Source organism: Thiohalocapsa marina, assembly GCF_008632335.1.
GTDB classification, from domain to species: Bacteria; Pseudomonadota; Gammaproteobacteria; order Chromatiales; family Chromatiaceae; genus Thiohalocapsa; species Thiohalocapsa marina.
On the sequence record NZ_VWXX01000003.1, the window covers coordinates 224637 to 241876 of the forward strand.

General features: G+C 65.9%; 16 protein-coding genes. 12 read left to right on the forward strand and 4 right to left on the reverse strand.

The window, feature by feature from the left end:
• Window positions 1-140 precede the first annotated feature (140 nt).
• Both rpsA and ihfB read left to right on the forward strand, forming a co-directional pair.
• Entirely contained in the window at window positions 141-1823 is a 1683-nt protein-coding gene (rpsA, locus tag F2Q65_RS03835) for a 30S ribosomal protein S1 (RefSeq protein ID WP_150090587.1), read from the forward strand.
• Between the two features lie 62 nt (window positions 1824-1885).
• On the forward strand, window positions 1886-2200 hold the full coding sequence (gene ihfB, locus F2Q65_RS03840; RefSeq protein ID WP_150090589.1) for an integration host factor subunit beta: 315 nt from the start codon (window positions 1886-1888) through the stop codon (window positions 2198-2200).
• 149 nt (window positions 2201-2349) lie between these two features.
• On the opposite strand, the gene F2Q65_RS03845 is transcribed toward ihfB, so the two are convergent.
• The 4 genes from F2Q65_RS03845 to F2Q65_RS03860 form a co-directional block, all read right to left on the reverse strand.
• Window positions 2350-2763, reverse strand: coding sequence for an SCP2 sterol-binding domain-containing protein (locus tag F2Q65_RS03845; protein ID WP_150090591.1), 414 nt, complete (start codon window positions 2761-2763; stop codon window positions 2350-2352).
• A 308-nt stretch (window positions 2764-3071) separates the two neighbouring features.
• Window positions 3072-4631 carry an exopolyphosphatase gene (gene ppx / locus F2Q65_RS03850; protein WP_150090593.1) on the reverse strand — a complete coding sequence of 520 codons (1560 nt, stop codon included), beginning with the start codon at window positions 4629-4631 and terminating at the stop codon, window positions 3072-3074.
• Window positions 4632-4695: 64 nt separating this feature from the next.
• Window positions 4696-8142, reverse strand: coding sequence for a mechanosensitive ion channel domain-containing protein (locus tag F2Q65_RS03855; RefSeq protein WP_170265502.1), 3447 nt, complete (start codon window positions 8140-8142; stop codon window positions 4696-4698).
• Between the two features lie 99 nt (window positions 8143-8241).
• The gene (locus tag F2Q65_RS03860; RefSeq protein ID WP_150090689.1) at window positions 8242-8796 is read right to left on the reverse strand and encodes a Smr/MutS family protein; all 555 of its coding nucleotides are present in this window, start codon (window positions 8794-8796) and stop codon (window positions 8242-8244) included.
• 233 nt (window positions 8797-9029) lie between these two features.
• Here F2Q65_RS03860 and surE point away from each other — a divergent pair, with 233 nt between their 5' ends.
• The 10 genes from surE to F2Q65_RS20145 all read left to right on the forward strand — a co-directional run bounded on the left by surE (window position 9030) and on the right by F2Q65_RS20145 (window position 16961).
• Complete coding sequence (gene surE / locus F2Q65_RS03865; protein ID WP_150090597.1) at window positions 9030-9779, forward strand: 5'/3'-nucleotidase SurE; 750 nt, start codon at window positions 9030-9032, stop codon at window positions 9777-9779.
• Complete coding sequence (locus F2Q65_RS03870; RefSeq protein WP_150090599.1) at window positions 9767-10510, forward strand: protein-L-isoaspartate(D-aspartate) O-methyltransferase; 744 nt, start codon at window positions 9767-9769, stop codon at window positions 10508-10510. Before surE ends, F2Q65_RS03870 begins: the two co-directional genes overlap by 13 nt.
• Complete coding sequence (locus tag F2Q65_RS03875) at window positions 10510-11085, forward strand: YqaA family protein (RefSeq protein ID WP_150090601.1); 576 nt, start codon at window positions 10510-10512, stop codon at window positions 11083-11085. The genes F2Q65_RS03870 and F2Q65_RS03875 overlap by 1 nt, the downstream gene beginning before the upstream one ends.
• 13 nt (window positions 11086-11098) lie before the next feature.
• The gene (locus tag F2Q65_RS03880; protein ID WP_246155951.1) at window positions 11099-11911 is read left to right on the forward strand and encodes a peptidoglycan DD-metalloendopeptidase family protein; all 813 of its coding nucleotides are present in this window, start codon (window positions 11099-11101) and stop codon (window positions 11909-11911) included.
• Window positions 11912-12009: 98 nt separating this feature from the next.
• Window positions 12010-13071 (forward strand): RNA polymerase sigma factor RpoS, encoded by a 1062-nt coding sequence (gene rpoS / locus F2Q65_RS03885; RefSeq protein WP_170265503.1) that lies wholly within the window; start codon window positions 12010-12012, stop codon window positions 13069-13071.
• A 289-nt stretch (window positions 13072-13360) separates the two neighbouring features.
• On the forward strand, window positions 13361-14812 hold the full coding sequence (gene ccoN / locus F2Q65_RS03890; RefSeq protein ID WP_150090602.1) for a cytochrome-c oxidase, cbb3-type subunit I: 1452 nt from the start codon (window positions 13361-13363) through the stop codon (window positions 14810-14812).
• Between the two features lie 33 nt (window positions 14813-14845).
• Window positions 14846-15598: a cytochrome-c oxidase, cbb3-type subunit II gene (gene ccoO / locus F2Q65_RS03895; RefSeq protein WP_150090604.1), complete on the forward strand. Its 753-nt coding sequence runs from the start codon at window positions 14846-14848 to the stop codon at window positions 15596-15598.
• A gap of 1 nt (window position 15599) precedes the next feature.
• Entirely contained in the window at window positions 15600-15806 is a 207-nt protein-coding gene (locus F2Q65_RS03900) for a cbb3-type cytochrome c oxidase subunit 3 (RefSeq protein WP_246155952.1), read from the forward strand.
• Entirely contained in the window at window positions 15793-16713 is a 921-nt protein-coding gene (ccoP, locus tag F2Q65_RS03905) for a cytochrome-c oxidase, cbb3-type subunit III (RefSeq protein WP_150090606.1), read from the forward strand. Before F2Q65_RS03900 ends, ccoP begins: the two co-directional genes overlap by 14 nt.
• Window positions 16714-16829: 116 nt before the next feature.
• On the forward strand, window positions 16830-16961 hold the full coding sequence (locus tag F2Q65_RS20145) for a hypothetical protein (protein WP_281290985.1): 132 nt from the start codon (window positions 16830-16832) through the stop codon (window positions 16959-16961).
• Window positions 16962-17240 lie beyond the last annotated feature (279 nt).

Consider the following 17240-nt stretch of genomic DNA (forward strand, 5'->3'; position numbering starts at 1 on the left):
GCAGACCTACTTGAACCGGTCGGCGGCATGAGGCGTCGGCCTTTTTGTTTGACTCAACCCCTTGCTGCGAATGAAGTGGCCTCGACCGGAGGCGACGTTCGGACCAAGGACCAGGCCGCGAGCCAGGAAATTCCAATCCCATGACCGAAAGCTTTGCCGAGCTCTTCGAAGAGAGCCTCAACACCACCCAACTCCAGCCGGGCACCATCGTGATGGGCCAGGTGGTCGACATCACGCCTGACGCCGTCATCGTCAATGCCGGCCTCAAGACCGAGGGCATCATCCCCCGCAACCAGTTCCTGACGCCCGATGGCCAGCTCGAGGTCAACGTCGGCGACGACATCGAGGTCGCCCTCGACGCGGTGGAAGACGGTTTCGGCACCACCCGCCTGTCGCGCGAAAAGGCAAAGCGCTTCGCGGCCTGGGATTCACTGGAGAAGGCCTTCGACGACGGCGAGACCGTCAAGGGCATGATCAACGGCAAGGTCAAGGGCGGCTTCACGGTCGAGCTCGGCAGCGTGCGCGCCTTCCTGCCCGGCTCCCTGGTGGACGTGCGTCCGGTGCGCGACACCGCGTACCTGGAAGGCAAGGAGCTGGAGTTCAAGGTCATCAAGCTGGACCGTCGCCGCAACAACGTCGTCGTCTCACGGCGTGCGGTAGTCGAGGAAGAGTACAGCGCCGAGCGCGAGGCCCTGCTGGAGAAGCTGGAAGAGGGTCTGGAGCTCAAGGGCGTGGTCAAGAACCTGACCGACTACGGCGCCTTCCTGGATCTGGGCGGCATCGACGGCCTGCTGCACATCACCGACATGGCCTGGCGTCGCGTCAAGCACCCGTCCGAGGTGGTCGAGATCGGCCAGGAAGTCATGGTCAAGGTGCTCAAGTTCGACCGCGAGCGCCAGCGCGTGTCTCTGGGCCTGAAGCAGATGGGCGAGGATCCCTGGGTCAACATCTCCCGTCGCTATCCCGAGAGCACCCGCGTCTTCGGCAAGGTCACCAACATCGCTGACTACGGCTGCTTCGTCGAGATCGAAGAGGGTGTCGAGGGTCTGGTGCACGTCTCCGAGATGGACTGGACCAACAAGAACATCCATCCGAGCAAGGTGGTTGCGCTGGGCGATGAGGTCGAGGTCATGGTGCTCGACATCGACGAGGAGCGTCGTCGTATCTCCCTGGGCATCAAGCAGTGCCAGAGCAATCCGTGGGACGAGTTCTCCGCCACCTACAAGAAGGGCGACCACGTCTCCGGCCAGATCAAGTCGATCACCGACTTCGGCATCTTCATCGGCCTGGACGGCGGCATCGACGGCCTGGTGCACCTGTCCGACATCTCCTGGGACGAGTCCGGCGAGGACGCCCTGCGCCAGTTCAAGAAGGGCGACGAGGTCGAGACCGTTGTGCTGTCGGTGGATCCGGAGCGCGAGCGCATCTCGCTGGGCATCAAGCAACTGGACAAGGATCCGTTCTCCAGCTTCGTCGCGCTGAACGAGAAGGGCAGCATCGTCGTCGGCACCATCATCGAGGTGGACGCCAAGGGCGCGACCATCGAGCTGGGCGAGGGTGTCGAGGGCTATCTGCGCGCCTCCGAGATCTCCCGCGACCGGGTGGAGGATGCCCGTTCGGTGCTGAACGCCGGCGAGCAGATCGAGGCCAAGTTCATCGGCGTCGACCGCAAGAACCGCACCATCTCCCTGTCCATCAAGGCCAAGGACATGGCGGACGAGCAGGCGGCCATCAAGGGCTATGCCCGCGAGGCCCAGGCCGGCACCGCAACGCTGGGCGACCTCCTCAAGCAGCAGATGGAAGAGGCCGCGCGGGAAGATTGAGTCGGGGCGTTCGGCTCCGGCCATTACCCAGGCCCAGTGGTATCGCAGGCAGGCTAAAGGTCATGATGAAATCCGAGCTCATCGAAGCGCTGACGGAACAGCAGACGCATCTGGCGGACAAGGACGTCGAGCTCGCTGTTCGGCTGATCCTGGAACGGATGAGCGATGCGCTGGCCGAGGGTGAGCGGATCGAGGTCCGCGGCTTTGGCAGTTTTTCCCTGCATTACCGCCCGGCCCGGGTGGGGCGCAATCCCAAGACGGGCGAAGCCGTTTCGCTGGACGGCAAGCATGTGCCGCACTTCAAACCCGGCAAGGAACTCAGGGACCGCGTCAACGCTGCCTACCTTGCGTCGCTGGAGCGGGCTGAGGCCGCCTGACGTTGAGAGTCAAAGACCATCGTTTTGCGGTTACAGCCCGCAAAAACCGGTGTCCTGTTTAAGCAACGATAGATGTGTATCCTGACTGGATGCGCATGAAAAAGCCCGCCATTGGCGGGCTTTTTTTTCGCGCTACCCTCAGCCTTGCATCAGGCCAGTTCGTCCGCGCCGATCTGCTTCATCAGGTTGAAGCTCTTGACGAAGGGACCCGCCATCCGCGGATCCTTGATCATGGCGCCGTAATCACCGGTCTTGAATTTGAGCTTGCCGGTGGCGTAGGCGGTGCCCATGCCCATCATGCCGATACCCTTCTCCACCCACTTCAGCCAGTCCTTCATGTCGGCACGCATGTCCCAGTCGGGCTGTTCCCCGGCCCAGTCGCCGGCGCGGGTGCAGATGCCGTTCTCCACCACGAAGACGCCGCGGGGGTCGTCCTCGTTCTTGAAGCCGCAGCTGATGATGGAATTGAAGTTGATCTCGGCCAGCTTGCCGCTGACCTCGGGGTCGTTGTTCCAGGCGTCCTTGAGCTGGTTCATCCAGTCGGCGGAAAACAGGTTGGCCATCGCTCGGTATCCTCCATCTTTGTTGAAGCCCAGGCGGCGCGACCGGAGTCCGGCGGCGCGCATCGTGTCATCGAAATCCAGCTGATTCTAGCAGGAACTGCGCTAACGCAGAACTCTCCAGCGGTGCCGTGGATCGATGGCGTCGTGTGGCCTTAAGGAGACGCTGATTTATTGGCCTCCTGGCCAAAAAATCAGCACGCGATTCGAAAACGCGGTTTCCGAATCGCTTCATTTTCAGCGGCTTGCGCCGCTAAAAATGGCGGGGCCTCCTGCCCCGCACGGGAAATGCTGAATAAATCAGCTTCTCTCTAGGCGAAATCCAGGCCGATGCCCGCTGCTGCCAGCCAGCGGGCCTCCTCGTCCAGTTCCAGGCGGGTCAGCGGGTGGGTGTCGAGCCAGTGCGTCGGGAAGCGCAGCCGCAGATCGTTGCCCTGGGCCGACAGGCTCGGCTGCGGCTTCAGGCCGGATGAACGGCCGCGATGCATCAGCACGGCCAGGCGCAGCAGCACGGCGAGGCGGCGCGTTGTATCGCGCTCGCTGCCTGGTAGCGCCAGGAAGGCGTCCTCCGGAAACTTGCGCCGATGCCCTTGCACCAGCGCCGCGAGCACATCCTGCTCAGGGCGCGTGAATCCCGGCAGGTCCGCGTTGCGCAGCAGGTAGGCGCCGTGTCTCTGGTACTGGCTGTGCGACACCGCAAGCCCGATCTCGTGCAGATCGGCGGCCCAGCCGAGCATATCCACGGCCTCGGGGTCTGTCAGGCCCCAGTCCGGACCGAGCTGCGAGCGCAGCGTCAGGGCCGTCTCGCGCACGCGGGCGGCATGCGCCACATCCACATCGAAACGCCGGCACAGGGTCGCGACCGTGCGTGGGCGCACATCCTCGTGGTGGATGCGGCCGACGGTCTCGTAGATCAGACCTTCGCGGATCGCCTGATCGGACACCCGCATGCGCTCGATGGCGAGGGTCTGGAACAGGGCGCGGAGCACTGCAACGCCGCCGGCGAACACCGGGCGGCGCTGCTCGCTCAGCCCTTTGAGCTGGATCGCGGAGGCCTTGCCGAATGCCACCAGGGCCTCGCGCAGTCGCTGCAGGGATTCGGCGGTGATGCCGTCGTCGCTCCAGCCCTGGGCCTGCACCACGGCGGCAATGGCCTTGATGGTACCGGAGGCCCCGGTGGCCACTTGCCAGCCGGACTGGCGAAACAGCTCGCGTACCGGGCGGATCTCCAGCGCGCCATAGAGCTCCGCCTTGTCCATGGCCTTGGCGGTGATCCGGTCGCTGCTGAAGAACCGCTGGGACATGCTGACGCAGCCCATGTGCAGGCTCTCGCGTAGGGTTGGCGCGAAACCCTGGCCGACGATGACCTCGGTGCTGCCGCCGCCGATGTCGACCACGAGCCGCTTTTCGTCGCCGATGGCCAGGCCGTGCGCCACACCAAGATAGATCAGGCGGGCCTCCTCGCGGCCGGCGATGACCTCGATAGGGTGGCCCAGGGCCTGTTCCGCCCGTTCCAGGAAACCGGTGTCGGGCCGCAGTTGACGCAGGGTGTTGGTGCCAACGGCCCGTACATTGCCCGGGTCCATGCCGCGCAGACGCTGGGCCATGCGCTCCAGGCAAGCCAGGGCTCGCTCGGCAACGTCCTCGCGCAGGTGCTTGTCGCTGGTCAGGCCCTCGCCGAGGCGGACCATCTCCTTGTAGCGGTCGATCACCTGCAGGGTGCCGCCGTCCAGTCGGGCCACCAGAAGGTGAAACGAGTTCGACCCGAGATCCACCGCCGCGAGGCTGTCGGCGTTGGTGTCCGTGCCGGCGCCAACATCTGCAATGGAATTGGGGGCTGTTGCGGAGCCCCCCCCAACTTGGGCAGCCATGGCGACCTCGGGCGATGCGAAAACCGGGGGCATTATCCGGGAAAGGGCCTCGGGTCGCCAGCACTCAGGCGCGGGGCTGTTCCGCGGTGCTGCGCGCCGAGACCGGCGCCCGGCTGAAACGGACCTCGAGCGGTTCTGCCGAGCGCAAATGGATGTCGCGCTGGGGATAGGCGATGCCGATGCCGGCGGCGCGGAACTTGCTGTCGATGGCCTGGTGCAGCTCCGAGGTCACCGTCAGGCGGTAGTCCAAGTTCTCCAGGTAGCAGCGCAGCACCAGGGTGAGCGCGTTATCGCCGAAGCCTTCCATGGTGACCATGGGGGCGGGGTCGGTCATGACGCGGGCGTTCTCCCTGGCCGCCTCGGCCAGCAGCCCGAGCGCTGCGGCGACGTCGCTGCCGTATTCGACGCCGACGGTGATGGTGACCCGGTTGGTCTGGTCGGTGAGGGTCCAGTTGAGCAGTCGGCCGGTGATGAACTCCTTGTTCGGCACCAGCAGTTCCTGCTTGTCCCAGTTACGGATGGTGGTGGCACGGATCTCGATCTTGGTCACCACGCCAGAGGTGTCGCCGATGGTGACGATGTCGCCCACTCGAACCGGACGTTCGAACAGGATGATCAGCCCGCTGATGAAGTTGGCGACGATCTCCTGCAGGCCGAAGCCGATGCCGACGCCCAGTGCCGCCACCAGCCATTGCACCTGCCCCCAGGACAGGCCCAGGGTGCTGAACACCAACAGCGCGCCGATGGCAGTGATGCCGTAGCCGGTCAGCGTGGTGGCGGCGTACCGGCTGCCGGCGCTGACGGCGGTGTTCTTCAGCAGCAGGATCTCCAGCAGCGCGGGCAGGTTGCGGGCAGCCACGGTGGCCACCAGCAGGATCACCAGCACCAGGCCGATGCTGGCCAGGGTCACCGGTACCGTGCGCTCCACCCCGTCGACACGGGTGCTGTAGCTCCACAGGGTGACGCGCTCCAGCAGGCTCAACGCGGGCAGCACGTCAGACCAGATCAGAAACAGGCCCAGCGCCGCCGCGAGACCGATGACCGTGTTCAACAGCTTGCGCGTCTGCGCATCGAGGGTGGCCAGGTCGACCGCCTCTTCCTCGGCGCTGAGGGCGGTTTCCGCCGGCTTGTCCGCCGCCGCCTCACGCTCTGCCTCGCGGGCGGCGCGGCGCTCCAGGGCCGCCTTCAGCGCCAGGCTGCGGCGGGTGACGATGAGCCAGCGGGCGATGAGCTGGTGCAGCACGATGAGCGCCAGCACCAGCCACAGCTCGCCGATGAACAACGCCAGCAGGGTGCCCGAGGTGTACAGGTAGCCGCTCAGGGCCATGATGCTCAGCGCGGCGGGCACGCCGACCATCAGCGGGTACCACAGCAGGCGCAGGCGGTTGAGCCAGCCGTTGGGGCCTGCCTCGAGCACGGCGCTGAGGATGCCGCGGCGCGGATGCATGACCCGTGCCGTGAGCACGGCCAGGCCCAGGCCGATGAGGGTCAGCGCCAGCCGGCCCAGGGTGCCGCGGAAGCCCTCATCTGCGCTGCCGTAGACGGCGGCGGCAATGAAGCCCAGGGGCAGCAGCAGGGTCATGGCGACGCCGATGGCGCGGCGCAGCAGTGTCAGGCCCTCGCTGCGCCAGCGGAAGTGCCGGTCCGCCAGCCCGCCGGGCATGCAGATGAGCTGGAAGGCGCGCAGGTAGTACAGCGCCGGCACCAGGCTGAGGGCGGCATTGCTCACCGCCTGGGCGAAGGCGTCGGCTTGCGGCGCCGCCTGCAGTTGCAGGCCCAGCAGCAGCGCGAGCAATGGCCAGGGCAGCGCCAGCAGCAATGTCAGCGCCAGTGCCTCCAGGGTCAGGCCGAAGCGGTCCGTGCTGATGCGCCGCAGGCCGTCGGCCCGGCTGCGGATGCCCTTGCGCATGGCGCCGCCGAACCAGAGCAACGCGGCTACGCCGAGCAGGCCGAGCCAGAACAGCGGCGAGCGCCAGGCGCCGTCCAGCAGCGACTGCCCCGTCTGCAGCCAGTTGGTCGGCGACAGCAGCCAGCGCAGCGCGGCGGGCAGGCTGGCGAAGTTCTGCTCGGTCAGCGGTGGAGTGCTGCGCACCCATAGCAGGCGTTCGGACAGGAATGCGTCGTAGCGCTCAGTGGTCTCGCGCAACTGCGCGGCGGCCAGGTCCAGGGCGGTGAGGGCGCGCCGGTAGCTGGTCTCTATGTCGATGGCGCGCTGCAGCAAGGTCGCCCGCAGCTCCGCCTGCTTGCGCAAGGCCGCCTGCACCTGCTCTTGCTGCTCGGGCTCGACCCCGGCCGTGGCCTCCGCCAGGTAGCGGCCCATCTCGCCGAGCTGGCGCAGTTCGTCGCGGTGGCGGATCTCCGCCAGCGTGATCTCGCCGATGCGTTCGGCGCGTTGCTCGGACTGCCGCCTCAGGGTGCGTGGTTCCGGCAGCTGGTTGCGCTCGTCCAGCAGCGCCTGGCCCAGGGCGCGGCTCAGGCCCACCGCCTCCAGCCGCTCTCGCGCGCTGCGGAAATTCTGTTCCAGTGCCAGCGTGCGCTCTTCCAGAGCCGCCTGCTGCTCGTCGATCTGGTCCAGGTCTCGGGTGATGTCGCCGATGGCGTCGCTGAGATCGCGATTCTGCTCCGCCAGTGTGCGCACCAGGGGGTGCGCGCCCAGGGTCTCGCGTTCCGCTGCCGCGGTCTCGCTGCGCACGCGCTCGGCCTCCACCCGGCGCAGCCGGTCGGCCTCGTTCTCCAGGAAGGCCCGATGCTCGCGCAGACGCTTCTGGGTATGCTGCAACTGGTCGCGGCGGGCCTGGGTGAGCTCGCGCCGCGCATCCGCGCTGAGCAACTGCTGGTCCAGGGCCAGGATCTCGGCGCGCAGCGCATCGCGCCGACTCTCCAGCGCCCATTGCCGGGCCTCGCGCGCCTCGGTGCCTAGCGTCTCGCCAAGCGGCAGCTTGAGCTCTGCGCTGATGGATTCCAGCGCGTTCCTGGCCTCCGCCAGCCGGGTGCGGATCAGGGTCGGCTGCAGGTCGCTCTCGTCCAGGGCCTTGTTGATCTCCGCCAGCATGGCGTCGATGGATGCGAGTTCCGCCTTCTGCCGTGCCAGCAGGCGTTCGGTCTCCTTCAGGTCGGTGGCTGGCGGCGGCTCCTGTCCCGATTCCGTCGACAGCTGTTCCCGGTCCGTGCGTAGCTGGTCGCGGATCGCCTCCGCCTCGCTCGGTGCCCGCTCCAGCGCGGACCTGGACTCCAGTGCCCGGGCGTTGAAGGCCTTGATCTGCTCAAGGTTGCCGAGCACATCCCGGTACTGTTCCAGCAGGCCCGCCCGGACCTCTTCGGCGATGCTGGTGTCGGCCTCGAGCTTGCTGATGCGCGCCTGCACCAGTTCGGCGGTGAGGGGCGATTCGATCACGAAGGCGGTGCTGTGCTGGGGTATGGCGTCTGGCGACTCGGACTGGGCGAGTGCGTGCGGCGGCAGGCTGACGGCCAAGAGCGCGCAGACGGCCAGCAGGATCGGGAGCGGGACCAATGGCAGAACCCGTGGCAAAATCCGTGGTGCCTCAGGGCGCAGTGTCTGGATGTGCCGCGGGCTGGCGCGGCATGGAGACGAGTCAGCGGTGGTGTTCACTCAGGCGCCCTGCGTCCGCGACGCATTCTTGGCCGGGTTGCGCAGCAGCACGTAGGCGGCGCCGGTGCCGCCGTCCCGACGGGTGGCGGAACAGAAGGCGAGCACGTCCGCGCGCAGCCGCAGCCAGTAGTTGATCTTGCATTTGAGCACCGGCTGCCGGTGCTCGGAGCCGAAGCCCTTGCCGTGGATGATGCGCGCGCAGCGGATCCGCCGGTGATGGCATTCCGCCAGGAACTCGCGCAGCGCCAGCCGGGCCTGCTCCACCCGCAGGCCGTGCAGGTCGAGTTCCAGTCCGGGTTCGATCTGGCCGCGCTGCAGTGCCTGGAAGACGCGTTTCTGCACCCCCGGGCGGACGAACAGAAGGTAGTCGTGGGTCTCGACCTCGGCCTCGGACAGGGTCTCCGTTGGCTCGGCCTCGTCGTCTGCCTCGCGTGGCCGGGGGATCGGCGCCGGTCGCGGGCGATAGGGCTCTGCGGTTTCCTGCCGCAAGGGCTCGGCATCTTGGACCGCAGAGCGAAAAAGCTCATAATCAGAATCCTGAATGTGCACCTTCATCTGCTTTTTCATGCTGGCGTCCGCTGACCGGTGCAGTATAACAGCGCGATCGCCCTGTATCGGCCTTGGTGCTGGTCTAGGGAAGTGATGATTGATTCAGCATTTCCCGCCGCGATTCGGAAACCGCGTTTTCGAATCGCGTGCTGACTTTTGGCCAGGAGGCCAGTAAGTCAGCGTCTTTCAGGTATCGGCATCGGCCGTTCGGTTCCGCGGTTCATCTGTGTGCGAGGCCCATGAACATCCTGCTAAGTAACGACGACGGTTACCGCTCTCCCGGTCTGCAGGTACTGGCGCAGGCGCTGGCGGAGCACGGCGAGGTCACGGTGGTGGCGCCGGATCGGGACCGCAGCGGCGCCAGCAATTCGCTGACGCTGGATGTGCCCATCCGTGCGGAGCGGCTCGACAACGGCTTCGTGCGGGTGAACGGGACGCCGACGGACTGCGTGCATCTGGCCATCACCGGTCTGCTGAGCCGGGAGCCGGACCTGGTGGTCGCCGGCATCAACCATGGCCCGAACCTGGGTGACGATGTGATCTACTCCGGCACCGTGGCGGCGGCCACCGAGGGACGCTTTCTGGGACTGCCGGCCATTGCGGTGTCCATCGACTCGCACAATCCACGGCATCTGGCCACGGCGGCGGCGGTAACGGGTCGTCTGGTGGCGGGGCTGCGCGACGTGGCCCTGAGCGCCAGCACCATCCTCAACGTCAATGTCCCGGACCTGCCGCTGTCGGAGATCCGCGGTTATGCCGCGACCCGCCTCGGGCACCGCCACAAGGCCGAGCCGGTGACCGCGATCGAGGACCCCCGGGGTCGGCGCATGTACTGGATCGGCCCCGCCGGCCGGGAAGAGGACGCCGGCGAGGGGACCGACTTTCACGCCGTGCGCAGTGGACGGGTGTCGGTGACGCCGATCCAGGTGGACCTGACGCGGCATGCGGCGGTGGCCCCCCTGGGCCGCTGGCTTGAATGCCTGGGGTAGGCGACAGCGGCGCCGTCGGCGGTGCCGATCCCAGAAACGCAACCGGAACCGCTGACGGGGGCGATGACGGCGTTGGCAGAGCCCGTGACGGCGCCGGACCGGCCTGGCAGCGCCCACGTCAGCAACTGGTGCGGCGGCTGCGCGCGGCGGGCATTCGTGACGAACGGGTGCTACAGGCGCTGGGGCTGTTGCCACGCCACCTGTTCGTGGACGAGGCCCTGGCCAGCCACGCCTACGATGATACCGCGCTGCCCATCGGACACGGACAGACCTTGTCGCAGCCCTATACCGTGGCACGCATGACCGAGGTCCTGCTGGCCGCCGGCGACTGCGCCACCGTGCTCGAGATCGGCACCGGCTCTGCCTTCCAGACCGCGGTGCTGGCCAGCCTGGTGCGCCGTGTCTACAGCATCGAGCGCATCGCCGCGCTCTGGCAACGGGCGGAGGCCCGGCTGCGCGACCTGCGCCTGCGCAATGTGCGTCTGCGCCACAGTGACGGCCATCTGGGGTGGCCGGAATACGCCCCCTTCGACGGTATCCTGATGACTGCGGCGGCAAACGGCGTGCCGCGGTTGCTGGCCGAGCAGCTGGCGCCGGGAGGGCGGATGGTACTGCCGCTGGATCGGGGCGAGGGCCAGGTGCTGTTGCGACTGACACGGACCGGGGCCGGTTTCAGGCACGAAGTACTGGAGCCCGTCACCTTTGTACCCCTGTTGGGAGGGATTGCCTGATGCGCCTGTTTTCTCCGCTCTACGACCGGGTCATGGCCTGGTCGCGTCACCGCCACGCGCAGTGGTACCTCGGCGGGCTGAGTTTTGCCGAGTCGTCGTTCTTTCCGATCCCGCCGGACGTGATGCTGGCGCCCATGAGCATGGCCCGTCCCGCCAGCGCGTGGCGGTTCGCGCTGATCACCACCCTGGCGTCTGTGGCGGGTGGCCTGCTGGGGTATGTCATCGGTGCCTTCGCCTTCGAGCTGATCGAGCCCCTGGTGGGGCAGGGCGGACGCTATCATGAGGCGTTCGAGCAGGGCCGTGCCTGGTTCGACCAGTGGGGCGTGTGGGCGGTGTTTCTCGCCGGCTTCTCGCCGATCCCGTACAAGATCTTCACCATCACCGCCGGCGTGCTGTCGATGGCGTTGCTGCCGTTCCTGCTGGCATCGGCGGTGGGGCGCGGCGCGCGCTTCTTCCTGGTCGCCGCGCTGATGGCCTGGGGTGGCGAGCCGATGGAGCGGCGCTTGCGGCAGTACGTGGACACCCTGGGGTGGCTGATGCTGCTGCTGATCGCTCTGGTGGTGATGCTGTACTGACGGAGCCTGCCCCATGTTCCGCGTGCCCCTGTTGCGCAGCATGATCAGGCGCGAGCATGGCATTCGCCCGTCGATGTTGTCGGCGCTCTTGCTGTCGGCGCTGCTGCTGCCGCTGTTCCTCACTGGCTGTGGCGGTGGCTTCGCGCCGGTGTCCAGCCGTGACGGATACGGTCCGCCCCCGCCGGGCTACTATCGTATCCGCCGCGGCGATACCCTGAGCGAGATTGCCCGGCGCCAGCGTGTCAGCATGCAGCGGCTGGCGGACTGGAACGGGCTGGCGCCGCCGTATCCGATCTATGCCGGCAGGCTGTTGCGCGTCAAGCCGCCGCAGGCTGGGGCTCCGCCTCGGAGCGGGGCGAGCAAGGTGGCCGGCGCCGGCACTGCGGGCCAGAAGGCCGCGTCGACTCCGCTGACCGCCAGGCCCGTGTCCGGTGCCGATGCCGCCAGTTCCGGGATCCGCTGGCAATGGCCGCTGTCCGGCCCCGTCAAGCAGGGCTTTCGCGCCGGCGACCGCACCCGTTCCGGCATCCGCATCGCTGCCCCCGCCGGCACGCCGGTGGGGGCCAGCGCGGACGGAACCGTGGTCTACAGCGGCAGTGGACTCAAGGGGTACGGCAACCTTATCATCGTCCGACACAGTGACCGGTATCTGAGTGCCTACGGTTACAACCGCCGGTTGCTGGTGCGGGAGGGGGAGCGCGTCAAGCGTGGGCAAAGCGTGGCCGAAGTTGGCGAGGCCCCGAACGGCATCAGTCTGCTGCACTTCGAGATCCGCAAGGACGGTGTTGCCGTTGACCCCTTGCGTTTCCTGCCGGCGTCCCGATAGGGCACCCCGACGGGGCGGGTTGCGGTCCTTGCCCGCCGGGCACCGCCCGCTCGGCGGCCAGAAACGGCCGCGCTCACGTCCGCAGACATGGGGGAGGCATGCCGACGCACAATCAGGATGACGACCTCGAGGACGATCTGGAGCCTGACGAGGACGGACTGCTTGACGATGGTGAGGCGATGGACGCTGATGCCGAGGCGGACGATGACGCAGAAGACGGCGCAGAGGACGTGGCGCAGGAGGACGACGTCGGGCAGGAGAACAACAGGCCGCACAGGGCCAATGCGGCGGAGAGCCGGCACGGCCGACGCTATGCCGCCGGTGACGGGGACCTGGACGCAACGCGCCTGTACCTGAACGAGATCGGCGCGTCGAAACTCCTCACCGCGGAGGAAGAGGTCCACTACGCACGCCTCGCCCAGCAGGGGGACGACGAGGCGCGCAGCCGCATGATCGTCAGCAACCTGCGCCTGGTGGTGAAGATCGCCCGTCGCTACCTCAACCGGGGACTGCCGCTGCTGGATCTGGTGGAGGAGGGCAACCTGGGCCTGATCCGGGCGGTGGAGAAATTCGATCCGGAGCGGGGATTTCGCTTCTCCACCTATGCCACCTGGTGGATCCGCCAGACCATCGAGCGGGCCATCATGAATCAGACGCGCACGGTGCGTCTGCCGATCCATGTGGTCAAGGAGATCAATGTCTATCTCCGCGCCACGCGCATGCTGGCGCAGCGGCTCGACCACGAGCCCAGCAGCGAGGAGGTCGCCGAGCTGCTGGACAAGCCGATCGCCGAGGTCAAGCGCATGCTGGGCCTGAACGAGCGCACCGCGTCCGTCGACACCCCCTGCAGCAAGGATGCGGACAAGCCCCTGCTGGACATGCTCCAGGACGACTCGGTGCAGGATCCCAGCGACGGCATCCAGGATAACGACATCCAGGCCAACCTGGATCACTGGCTGGAGAAACTCAACGAGAAGCAGCGCGAGGTGGTGGTGCGGCGGTTCGGGCTGCACGGCTACGAGCACTCCACCCTGGAGCGCGTCGCGCGCGAACTGGGCGTCACCCGCGAGCGTGTCCGGCAGATCCAGATGGATGCCTTGCGCCGCTTGCGCGACATCCTGGAGCAAGAGGGCTTTTCCGTCGACGCCTTCTTCAAGTGACGCCGTCCCGGCCGTTGGCCGGCCCCACAAATTTTTTTGATACGGGTAAAAAAAACCGTACAAATAGGGGTTTAGGGCGCTATCCCGATATTTTTCTTGACTGACCAATGTCAATGAAATCTCTGGAAAACGCGGAAAATCGCCGCTTCCAGGGCCTCCGTCGCCTTGACTTTCGACCCCCGATCCATTGTCATTGCGTGGTCCGGCATAGGGGATGGATCGCATGGAGTTCAGGGGCAGGACACCCGAATGCCACTCACTAGTTTTCCCAGCACACTTCGGGGGTTCTATGGAAGCCACAGCTGAGCGGACAGTGGAACAGAAGTACAGCTTCGACGTTGTACGCTGGTTCACTGTCATGGCGGTCGTGTACCTGGTGGTCGGTGCCGCGGTGGGCGTCTACATCGCCGCGGAACTGGCCTGGCCATTTCTGAATTTCGACAGTCCGTACATCTCCTTCGGCCGGCTGCGGCCGGTCCATACCAATGCGGTGATCTTCGCCTTCGGCGGTTGTACGCTGATGGCAACCGCGTTCTACACCGTGCAGCGCACCTGCGGTGTACGGCTGTGGAGCGACAAGCTGGCCTGGTTCACCTTCTGGGGCTGGAACGCCGTCATCGTGCTGGCAGTGGTCACCCTGCCGCTGGGCCTGACCCAGTCCAAGGAGTATGCCGAGCTTGAATGGCCCATCGACATCCTGATCGCGGTGGTCTGGCTGGCCTTCACCATCAATTTCATCATGACCATCGCCAACCGCAAGACCTCGCACATCTATGTGTCGAACTGGTTCTTCCTGGGCATGATGGTGATGATCGTCTACCTGCACGTGGTCAACAGTCTGTCCATCCCGGTCGGCCTGTTCAAGTCCTACAGCCTGTTCTCGGGCGTCCAGGACGCCATGATCCAGTGGTGGTGGGGTCACAACGCGGTAGGTTTCTACCTCACCGCCGGCTTCCTCGGCATCATGTACTACTTCGTGCCCAAGCAGGCCAACCGTCCCATCTACTCCTACCGCCTGTCGGTCATCCACTTCTGGGCCCTGATGTTCGGCTACGTCTGGCTCGGCGCCCACCACCTGCAGTACACCGCACTGCCGGACTGGACCGGCTCCCTGGGGGCCGCGGTCTCCATTGCCATGATCATCCCGTCCTGGGGTGGTGCTGTAAACGGCATGATGACGCTCTCCGGGGCCTGGGACAAACTGCGCACGGATTACGTGCTGCGCTTCCTGATCATCGCGCTGGCCTTCTATGCCATGTCCACGTTCGAAGGCCCGGTCATGTCGCTGAAGACCGTCAACGCGCTGTCGCACTACACCGACTGGACCATCGGCCATGTGCACTCCGGTGCCCTGGGCTGGGTGGCCGGCATCTCCATCGGCGCCATTTACCACCTGATGACCCGTCTGTGGCACACCGAGATGTGGTCCGAGAAGCTGGTCAACGTGCACTTCTGGACCGCCACCATTGGCACGGTGATTTACGTGGTCGCCATGTGGGTCTCGGGCATCATGCAGGGCCTGATGTGGCGTGCCTATGACGAGTACGGCACCCTGGCCTACACCTTCGTCGAATCGGTTGCTGCCATGCATCCCTATTACGCCATGCGCGCGGTGGGTGGCGGCATCTTCCTGCTCGGCGCCATCATCATGCTCTTCAACATCCTGATGACGGTTCGCAAGTCCGCCACCGAAGGTAGCCTGCGCGCAGCCCGCTCCGCCCCCATCCCGGCAGCGGCCTGATCTGGTGCAGTCCGACGAAACGAGGTAAACACTATGGCTGACCAAAACACACCGCCAAAGGGCATTCAGGAGCGCCTGGAGCGCAACATTTGGGGCATGCTGGTCGCCGTCGCCATCGTCCTGGCGGTCGGCGGCATCGTGGAGATCGTTCCGCTGTTCTATTTGAAGAGCACCGAGGAGGCAAACCGCTTCCCGGAGATCGTCTGGAACGGCGACAACCCCGGCTCCGAGCCCATCGTCACCGTCAACGCCGACGGCAAGCAGAAATGGAACTGGAAGCCGGGCGACGGAGTTCGTCCCTACACGGCCCTGGAACTGGCCGGCCGCGACATCTACCAGCGCGAGGGCTGCTATCTGTGCCACTCGCAGATGGTGCGGCCGTTCCGCGACGAGCGCGAGCGTTACGGCCACTACTCGCTGGCGTCCGAGTCCATGTTCGACCACCCCTTCCAGTGGGGCTCCAAGCGCACCGGCCCGGACATGGCCCGCGTGGGTGGTAAGTACTCCGACGAATGGCAGCGTCAGCACCTGCGCGAGCCGACCTCTGTCGTGCCGGAGTCGGTGATGCCGGCCTATCCCTGGCTGGATGATCGCATGGTGAACGGCAAACGGATGCAGCGACACATGAAGGGACTGCGCGCCATCGGCGTTCCGTACAACGATGCGGACATCGAGCAGGCCCCGGCGCTGGTCGAGGGCAAGACCGAGATGGATGCCATGGTGGCCTACCTGCAGGTACTGGGAACCATGGCCAAGCTCGAACCCGGCGTGGAGTACCGCCAGTAACATGCTGGAGTACTTTCAGACCGACTGGGCGGCGATGACGGCGACGGACTGGGTCGGAACCATTCTGACCGTCGTCATCTTCATCTTGATGGTTGTGGCGTACTTCCAGGTATTCCGGCCCAAGAACAGGGATTCGCTGGAGTCGAGAAAGCACATCCCGTTCGATGACGATCACCAGGACATCGGAGACAACGATGGCGGAAAATAACCCTTTCCCGGGCGAGAACAACACCGGGCACTTCTGGGACGACAACCTGCGCGAACTGGCCAATCCGCCACCGCGGTGGTGGATGATCGGTTTCTGGGTGTCCATCGCTTGGGTCGTCCTCTACACCGTGCTGTACCCAAGCTGGCCCATGCCGTGGCAGCCGGCGGACGGCGACGGCTACACCAAGGGACTCCTCGGCTGGACCCAGATCAAGGAGTACGAGAAAGGCCTTGCCCAGGTGCAGGAGGTCCGTGCGGAGTATGACCAGCAGATCGCCGGCATGACCGCCGCTGAGATCCTGCAGGATCCAGGTCTGACCCAGTACACCCTGGCGTCATCCAAGGTGCTGTTCGGTGACTACTGTTCTGCCTGCCACGGCAGCGGCGGTCAGGGCAATCCGGGCTATCCGGTGCTGGCGGACGATGACTGGCTGTATGGCGGCAGCCTGGACAAGATCACCGAAACCATCACCAACGGCCGCAAGGGCGCCATGACCGCGCATGCCAACATCCTCAGCGAGCAGGAGGTCGACACGCTGGCGCGGTTCGTCGTGGATCTGAGCGAGGGCGGCGAGGGCAGTCCGGAGGCCTGGGCCCTGTACAACACCAAGGGCTGCAACGCCTGTCACGGTGCCGAGGGTAACGGCGTCCTGGCCGAACTGCCCGACGGCACCATCGTCACCGTGGGTGCCGCCAACCTCACCGACGCCATCTGGCGGTTCGAGCCCGGCGGCTACGACAGCGCCCGCCACACGATCCTCTACGGGGTCAACCAGCCTGGTGTCGAGCAGACGCGCGATGCGGTGATGCCGGCGTTCGCCTCGCTCGGCGAGTTGGAAGGCAAGCTGTCGTCCGACCAGATCAAGATGCTCGCGGTCTATGTGCACCAGCTGGGTGGTGGCCAATAGGCACGTCCTGATCGTGGTGCCGCCATCGGGCCAATCGACCCGGTGGCGGTCCGGGTCTCTAATCAGAGCCAGGACGATAGCTGCAACCAGATCAAGCAGTTCTACAGGAGGATGGTATGCACCTAGATGCCGTGTTTTGGGGTTCGATCATCAGCGTCATCATCGCTGTGGCCATCTTCATCTACCTTGGCTTCAAAGTTGTCAAGCTGATGAACGACGATGCGGAACGGAACAAAACCGGACAATGAGGAGGCACCGGAGGACGATCGGCACCTGCGGCGGCACGACGGCGTGCCGCGCTGATCGTCGCTGAGGCCGCATCGGCACCTCTGAGATATCGGATAACAACCCGGGCCAAGAAACCGGGCCAGAATAAGGTGCCGGCCGCGCTCCCTCAGCGTACCCTCACGGGGCAGGATGCCCCGACCCGCTTTCCCGACTGTCCGATGCACCTCGGGAACATCCCGAGCCGCACCAGGGTCCAACCTGTGGTCCGACATGGCCTTCTATCCGGGTCTCGGTCCTGA